Here is a 7,166-nt window from a genome sequence, read left to right as displayed (position 1 = left end):
GCCCGCCCCCCCCCCCGCCCGGCCCGGCCCGGCCGGGGGCGCCGGGCGCGCGCGGGCGCCGCCCCCCCCCCCCCCCCGGAACGGTGGAAGGGCGGGTAGGGGACGGCTCCGCGCAGCGGCCCACCCCCGCCGCCCCGCGTGGCCAGGGCCGCCGGGGCCGGGCGCGCGGCGGGGCACCTCCTCGGGCGTCGAACGTTTCCAGGCGCCGGAAAGCGGAGGGTGGTTGCGTTCGACGCCCTGCGGGGGCGCCCCACCGCGCACCCGACCCCGGCGGCGCGGGGGGCACGCGGCCGTCCCGCCGAACCCCCGCGTCCGCGCCCCACCGCGCACCCGACCCCGGCGGCGCGCGGCGCACCCATCCGGCCCGGCCCTCCGCGCTAGGAGTCGGCTCCGTCCGAGATCGCCGCGCGTACCTCCGCCACCCGCTCGGACTCCTCGGCCGCGAACCGCTCGCGGTCGAGGGCCTCGGCGATCTCCTCGTCCTGGCTCATCAGCAGGTCGAGGTTCGAGTCGCCCATCTCGAAGACGCCCATGTCCAGGTACGCCTTCTGCAGCCGCTCGCCCCACAGCCCGATGTCCTTCACGCACGGCACGATCCGGCTGAAGAGCAGCTTCCGGAACAGGTGCAGGAACTCGGACTGCTCGCTGTACTCCTCCGCCTCCTTCTTCGGGATGCCGAAGTTCTCCAGCACCTCCACCCCGCGCAGCCGGTCCCGCATCAGGTAGCAGCCCTCGATCACGAACTCCTCGCGCTCGCGCAGTTCGGCGTCCGTCAGCTGCTTGTAGTAGTCGCGCAGCGCCATCCGCCCGAAGGCCACGTGGCGGGCCTCGTCCTGCATCACGTACGCCAGGATCTGCTTCGGCAGCGGCTTGTCGGTCGTGTCGCGGATCATGCCGAACGCGGCCAGCGCCAGCCCCTCGATGAGCACCTGCATGCCCAGGTACGGCATGTCCCAGCGGGAGTCGCGCAGGGTGTCGCCGAGCAGCCCTTGGAGGCTGTCGTTGATCGGGTACAGCATCCCGACCTTCTCGTGCAGGAAGCGCCCGAAGATCTCGGCGTGCCGGGCCTCGTCCATGGTCTGCGTGGCGGAGTAGAACTTCGCGTCCAGGTCCGGCACCGACTCCACGATGCGCGCCGCGCACACCATCGCGCCCTGCTCGCCGTGCAGGAACTGGCTGAAGTTCCAGGCGGCGTAGTGCCGGCGCAGCTCGCCCTTGTCCTCGTCGGTGAGCTTGGCCCAGTGCCGGGTTCCGTACAGCGTCAGGACCTCGTCCGGGGTGCCCAGCGGATCGTACGGGTCCACCTCGATGTCCCAGTCGATGCGCTTGGCGCCGTCCCACTGCTTGTCCTTGCCCTTCTGGTAGAGCGCGAGGAGGCGTTCGCGGCCTTCGTCGTACTCCCAGCTGAAGCGGGCCGAGCCGGAGGAGGGGATCTGCCAGACACCCTCGCCCGGGTCCTTGGTGTAGAGCTCGTGCGTCGACACTGACGCCCCCTTGTCACGCGAAGTCGCGTACCGAAGCCGCGTACTGCCGTACAGGACTGGACAGTTGGCAGCGTCACACGTTGGTAGACGCGCAGTCAACAAGTCGTGCGCGAGGGATTGACGACCTTGCTGACAAGCAGTCTCATAAACGGTGACTGCAGCAGTGACCGCCGGTAACCCAACCACGAGGTGTCCGAAGCCATGACGACGGTGACCGACCGAGCCCAGCTGAGGGACGCCCTCGGCCTCCTCAAGGACCGCGAACAGATCGCCGAGCGGCTGCTCGAATCCTCGGCGAAACACTCCTTCGACCCCGACAAGGAACTCGACTGGGACACCCCGCCCATCGACGGCAAGTACTACTGGCCGCCCGAGCTGCTCTCCCTCTACGACACCCCACTGTGGAAGAAGATGGGGGAGGAGCAGCGCATCGACCTCTCCCGCCACGAGGCGGCCGCGCTCGGCTCGCTCGGCATCTGGTTCGAGATCATCCTCATGCAGCTGCTGGTCCGGCACATCTACGACAAGTCCCTGACCAGCAACCACGTCCGCTACGCGCTCACCGAGATCGCCGACGAATGCCGCCACTCGATGATGTTCGCCCGCCTGATCAAACAGTCCGGCGCCCCCGACTACCCGGTCACCCGCCTCAATCACAACCTCGCCCGGATCCTGAAGACCGTCTCCACCACCCCCGGCTCCTTCGCCTGCACCCTCCTCGGCGAGGAGATCCTCGACTGGATGCAGCGCCTCACCTTCCCGGACGAGCGCGTCCAGCCCCTCGTCCGCGGCGTGACCCGGATCCACGTCATCGAGGAGGCCCGGCACGTCCGCTACGCCCGCGAGGAACTGCGCCGCCAGATGCTCACCGCCCCGCGCTGGGAGCAGGAACTCACCCGGATCAGCTGCGGCGAGGCCGCCCGCGTGTTCTCGGTGGCCTTCGTGAACCCGACCGTCTACGACAACATCGGCCTCGACCGCCGCGAAGCCGTCGCCCAGGTCAGGGCGAGCGGCCACCGCCGCGAGGTCATGCAGACCGGAGCCAAGCGGCTCACCGACTTCCTCGACGACATAGGCGTCCTGCGCGGGGTCGGCCGCCGACTGTGGAAGAGCTCGGGCCTCCTCGCGTAAGGACGGTCGTCTACCCTGCGGACATGACGACCGCACGCGCCTACCGCAGGCTGAGCGTCGAGGAGCGACGAGCCCAACTCCTCGACGCCGCCCTCTCGCTGTTCGCGCACCGGGCCCCGGAGGAGGTCTCGCTCGACGACGTCGCCGAGGCCGCCGGGGTCTCCCGCCCGCTCGTCTACCGCTACTTCCCGGGCGGCAAGCAGCAGTTGTACGAAGCCGCCCTGCGATCGGCGGCGGACATCCTCGAACTCTGCTTCGCCGAACCGCAGCAAGGCCCCCTCACCCAACGCCTGAGCCGCGCCCTGGACCGCTACCTCGCCTTCGTCGACGAACACGACGCCGGCTTCGCGGCCCTCCTCCAGGGCGGCAGCGTCGTCTCCACCTCCCGTACGACGGCCACCGTGGACGGCATCCGCCGCGCGGCGGCCGACCAGATCCTCGTCCACCTGTCCGTCCCGTCGCCGGGGCCCCGGCTGCGGATGATGGTCCGCACCTGGATCACGGCGGTCGAGGGGGCCTCCCTCATCTGGATCGACGAGGGCAAGCAGCCGGAGGTCGAGTCGCTCCGGGACTGGCTGGTGGACCAGTTCATCGCCCTCCTCACGGCCACGGCGGCCACCGACCCCGAAACGGCCGCCGCCGCCCGGGCGGCCCTCGCCCTGGAATCGGCGGACGGCCCGGTCGGCGTCCTGGCCCGGCGCGTCATCCCGGTGGTCTCGGAGGCCGCCCACCTCCTGTGACACTGGTGCGGTGAGAAGCCAACCCACCCCCTTCGAGGGCGGCCCGATGGACGGCCGGGTCCTCCCGATCCTGCTGGGCCCGACCGGCCACCCGCCGAAGTGGTACGAAATCCCGGTCCCGACGCCGGACGGCCCGCCGACGGTGCTGCTGTACGAGCGCGTCCCGTCGGGCTACACCAAGCGGCTGGGCCTGCAGAAGGGCTGGAAGTACGCCTACCGCCCCGACGGCACCAAGCCGAAGCCCCGCTGGCCCTGGACGAAGCCCCCGCGGGACTGACGCGCAGAGCCAAACCCAGCCCCGCCGGCGTTCGAGGCGCGGGGTTCGGGGCGGAGCCCCAGGTCTTTGAGCCGAGCCCGCGCGAAATCCAGCCTCGCCGGTGTTTGGGGCGCGGGGTCGGGGGCGGAGCCCCGGGTCTTTGAGGCGAGCCCGCGCGAAATCCAGCCTCGCCGGTGTTTGGGGCGCGGGGTCGGGGGCGGAGCCCCGGGTCTTTGAGGCGAGCCCGGGCAAAATCCAGCCTCGCCGGCGTTTGAGGCGCGGGGTTCGGGGCGGAGCCCCGGTTTTTGAGGCGCGCCTGCCCACCCGGCCGCACCGGCTGAGCGGGACCCGGCTGGTTCCGCCGGGGCCGGGGCCGCGCCGGGGCGTCTCCTCGGGCGCCGAACGTTTCCAGGGGTCGGAGGGCCGAGGGCGGCCCAGTTCGACGCCCTGCGGGGACGCCCCGGCACACCCCCGTCCCCGTCGGAACGGGCAGGGACGCCGCCGGGCAAATCCAGCCCCGCCGGCGTTTGAGGCGCGGGGTCGGGGCGCGGGGCGGAGCCGCGGCCGCAGGGGGCAGGGCTACGCCGAGCCCGGACCCGCCAACCCCGCCGGAGGCTCCGGCAGGACCAGGACCGCCAAGGCCCCGCCCCCCTCCGCCCGCCGGAACGACAGCTCCGCGCCGATCGCCTCCGCCTGGCCGACCGCGATCGTCAGCCCCAGCCCGTGCCCCTTGCCCCCGCCGCTCCGGAACCGCTGCGGCCCGTGCTCCATCAGGTAGTCGGGGAACCCGTCCCCGTGGTCCCGTACGGTCACCACCGGCCCGTCCACCGTCAGGACCACCGGCGCCCGCCCGTGCTTGTGCGCGTTGGCCACCAGGTTCCCCAGCACCCGCTCCAGCCGCCGCCGGTCCGTCTCCACGTGCGCGTCCCGGACCACGACCACCTCCGTGTCCGTCCCCGACGCCCGCACCACCCGCCCGGCCAGCCGCCCCAGCTGGTGCAGGTCGGTCTCCACCACCTCGCTGCGCGAGTCCAGCCGGGAGATCTCCAGGAGGTCCTCCGTCAATTGCCGCATCGTGCGCACGCGCTCCCGCACCAGCTCCGTCGGCCGGCCCTCCGGCAGCAGCTCCGACGCCGCCTGCAAACCCGTCAGCGGCGTCCGCAACTCGTGTGCCACGTCCGCCGTGAACCGCCGCTCGCTCTCCAGCTTCGTCTGCAGGCTCCCCGCCATCGTGTCCAGCGCCCCGGCGACCGTCGACACCTCGTCCTGGTGCCGCGAGGGGTCCTTGGTGCGCGGGTCGCCCACCCGCGCGTCCAAGTCGCCCTGGGTGATCCGGCGGGCCACGGTCGCCGTCTGGTGCAGCCGCCGCGTCACCCGGGTCACCGCGAAGGCACCCACCAGCAGGGTCCCGCCGATCGCGAGCACCGACGACCCGATGATCGCGTTGTCCAGCCCGTTGATCGTGCGCGCGCTCTGCTCGTAGTCGATGGCGGTGGCCAGCGCCCGCCCGTCCGCCGGCGCTGCCGCCCACATCCTCGGGCGGCCCTCGAAGTCCGCCACCATCGTGCCCCGGCGCCCTCCGACGGCCAGCGCCCGCAGCTTCGGCGGGAGCCCCGCGGGATCCAGCCCCGAACCGGGCGGCAGGGCCTCGCCGGCCTCGTAGGCGCGCGAGACGTCGTGCAGTTTGCCGAGTGCCTTCTCCCGGGCCGTGGCCACGGTCTGCCGGGTCACCTCGACGTGTACGAGAGCGCCCAGCAGCGCCGCCAGCGTGCAGCACATCACCACGATGAAACACGCCGACTTCCACGTCAGCGTGGCCGTCCAGGCGGGCAGCCGGACCTTCACGGCGAGCCCGTGTCGGTGCCGGGACCGGTGCCCCGGCCCGTCCCGTTGCCGTTGCCCGTGCCGGCACCGGGGGACTGGGTGCGGGGGCGGGGCTTGCCGCTCGGGGCCTGCGGATTGACCGGCACCCGTACGATCTGCTCGCGCGTCGGCAGCATGGTCAGCTGCTTCTCGTCCCAGGACCAGGCGGTGATCAGCTCGTAGCCGTTGTTCCCACTGGGCGCCCGCAGGATCACGTCCCGTCCGGCGAGCTCCACCGTGATCACGCTCTGCGTGGTCGCCATGATCCGGTTGAGCCGCCCGTCGGGATCCGCCGTGTACACCCGTACGGACATCTCCTTCTCCGGGACGTCCGGGCCGGCGCCGAACTCGATGCCGATGATCAGCTCGTCCTTGTCGTTGCCCGTGAGGTCCCGGTAGTACGGCTTCAGCACGGGGCAGGTCCCGGGATCCGTCCCGTCCTCCCCGCAGGCCAGGATCGCGGCGGCGGTCTCCGGGGGCATCCCGTCGGGGCCGACGGCCACGTTCGGATGGGCCCGCAGCTCCGCCTGGACGAGCGCCACCGGGTCGACGGCGTGCACGTCCTGGTCCTTCACCGGCGGGATCCCCTTGACGTACTCGGGCGGGGCACCGCCCGGATCGGCGGGCGGTACGGTCGCACCCTGCCGGTCCGGCCACAGGTGTACGGGCCCACGCGCGGTCGGCGTCGCACCGGCCCCGGCCAGCCCACCCGTGTCGCCGCAGCCGGTCAGCAGGGGGAGCACGACGAGAGCGCCCAGGGCGCAGGCGGTGGCCGCACGCAACGGAAACCCGATCACAGCACCCCGCGCCCTTCTGCCCGCGCCACGCCGGCCGGTCGCGTCAACCTTATGCGGATCTACACCCTTTCTGCTCATGATGATCACGCGAGTCAGCGATCCGTAGCCCGCCGGCAGCAGTCCGTCAGCCGTCCGTCAGCCGTCCGTACGACCGCGGCGCAGCATCGCGAAGCCCAGCCCGGCGGCGCCGACGGCCGCGATGCCTCCGCCCGCGGCGAGCAGCAGCACGCCCTCACCCGGCCCGTCGGCCAGCGTGCTGAGCCGGCGCGCGTCGGCCGCCCCCGTGACGACGTCTTCCTTCTCCTTCGCCGACGCGAGGACGACCCGCCCGCTGCGAGTCCCGGTCTTGTATCCGGACCCGTCGCCCGCGATGGCGTGACCGCCCTGCGCGGGGGCGTCCCCGACCCAGGAGGTCAGCTGTCCGTCGGAGGCCAGCGCGGCGTGCAGCTCTCCGGCCCCGCCGATGCCGGTGACGCCGTCACGGCTGGTCAGGGTGGTGGTCCGGTGGCCGTCCGCGGCCAGGATGTCGGCCTGGTAGGCGTCCTGCGCGACCCGGTAGACGTGCGCGGTGGACACCCCGTCCGCGAGGGCGAGGGTCTTGACGAGCGTGCGCTGCGGGGCGACGGAGTGCGCGGAGGTCGCCGCGGGCACCCCCTCGGCGAGCGCGGCGGCGGTGGGCAGTGCCAGCAGACTTCCGGCGCATGCGGTCACGGCGGCGGCGCGAACGAGAGTGCGGCGGCGGACGGTGCTCACGGGAGTCCTTCGGTGCTGGTCTGGCCTGGCGTCTCCAGGTGGGACAAACCTAGACGAGTAAGTCCAAAGTGCTCGGGTCAGTGGTCGTAGGCGATCAGTGAGCGGGTGGTGGGTGTTCCCGTCTGCCGGTTGTGCCAGATGG

The 7,166-nt window shown here is 72.6% G+C and carries 7 protein-coding genes; 3 read left to right on the top strand and 4 right to left on the bottom strand.

Annotation, left to right across the window (positions count from 1 at the left end; translation table 11 throughout):
- Positions 1 to 377: 377 nt before the first annotated feature.
- Positions 378 to 1,484, bottom strand: a complete 1,107-nt coding sequence (locus ACFV9H_RS26505; RefSeq protein WP_385402695.1) for a ferritin-like domain-containing protein — start codon at positions 1,482 to 1,484, stop codon at positions 378 to 380.
- 201 nt (positions 1,485 to 1,685) lie between these two features.
- On the opposite strand from ACFV9H_RS26505, the gene ACFV9H_RS26500 reads away from it, so the two are divergent.
- From ACFV9H_RS26500 to ACFV9H_RS26490, 3 genes are read left to right on the top strand one after another with little or no spacing between them, the layout of a single operon-like run.
- Positions 1,686 to 2,615: a diiron oxygenase gene (locus ACFV9H_RS26500; RefSeq protein ID WP_385402693.1), complete on the top strand. Its 930-nt coding sequence runs from the start codon at positions 1,686 to 1,688 to the stop codon at positions 2,613 to 2,615.
- Positions 2,616 to 2,638: 23 nt separating this feature from the next.
- Positions 2,639 to 3,355 carry a TetR/AcrR family transcriptional regulator gene (locus ACFV9H_RS26495; protein ID WP_385402690.1) on the top strand — a complete coding sequence of 239 codons (717 nt, stop codon included), beginning with the start codon at positions 2,639 to 2,641 and terminating at the stop codon, positions 3,353 to 3,355.
- Between the two features lie 10 nt (positions 3,356 to 3,365).
- Entirely contained in the window at positions 3,366 to 3,632 is a 267-nt protein-coding gene (locus ACFV9H_RS26490; protein ID WP_385402688.1) for a hypothetical protein, read from the top strand.
- Positions 3,633 to 4,190: 558 nt separating this feature from the next.
- Here the strand turns inward: ACFV9H_RS26490 and ACFV9H_RS26485 are convergent.
- From ACFV9H_RS26485 to ACFV9H_RS26475, 3 genes are all read right to left on the bottom strand, one after another.
- Positions 4,191 to 5,456: an ATP-binding protein gene (locus tag ACFV9H_RS26485; protein WP_385402686.1), complete on the bottom strand. Its 1,266-nt coding sequence runs from the start codon at positions 5,454 to 5,456 to the stop codon at positions 4,191 to 4,193.
- On the bottom strand, positions 5,453 to 6,256 hold the full coding sequence (locus ACFV9H_RS26480; RefSeq protein ID WP_385402683.1) for a hypothetical protein: 804 nt from the start codon (positions 6,254 to 6,256) through the stop codon (positions 5,453 to 5,455). The genes ACFV9H_RS26485 and ACFV9H_RS26480 overlap by 4 nt, the downstream gene beginning before the upstream one ends.
- Before the next feature lie 150 nt (positions 6,257 to 6,406).
- Entirely contained in the window at positions 6,407 to 7,024 is a 618-nt protein-coding gene (locus ACFV9H_RS26475) for a hypothetical protein (protein WP_385402680.1), read from the bottom strand.
- Between the last annotated feature and the right edge of the window lie 142 nt (positions 7,025 to 7,166).

This window comes from Streptomyces sp. NPDC059874 (assembly GCF_042731135.1).
In the GTDB taxonomy this organism is placed as follows: Bacteria; Actinomycetota; Actinomycetes; order Streptomycetales; family Streptomycetaceae; genus Streptomyces.
The sequence above is the reverse complement of the archived record's forward strand: the minus strand, read 5'-3'. Positions and strand labels throughout refer to the sequence as shown.

Excerpts from the sequence above, each read along its gene's own strand:
- ACFV9H_RS26500 (WP_385402693.1), top strand. The coding sequence starts at position 1,686 with ATGACGACGGTGACCGACCGAGCCCAGCTGAGGGACGCCCTCGGCCTC.
- ACFV9H_RS26495 (WP_385402690.1), top strand. The coding sequence starts at position 2,639 with ATGACGACCGCACGCGCCTACCGCAGGCTGAGCGTCGAGGAGCGACGA.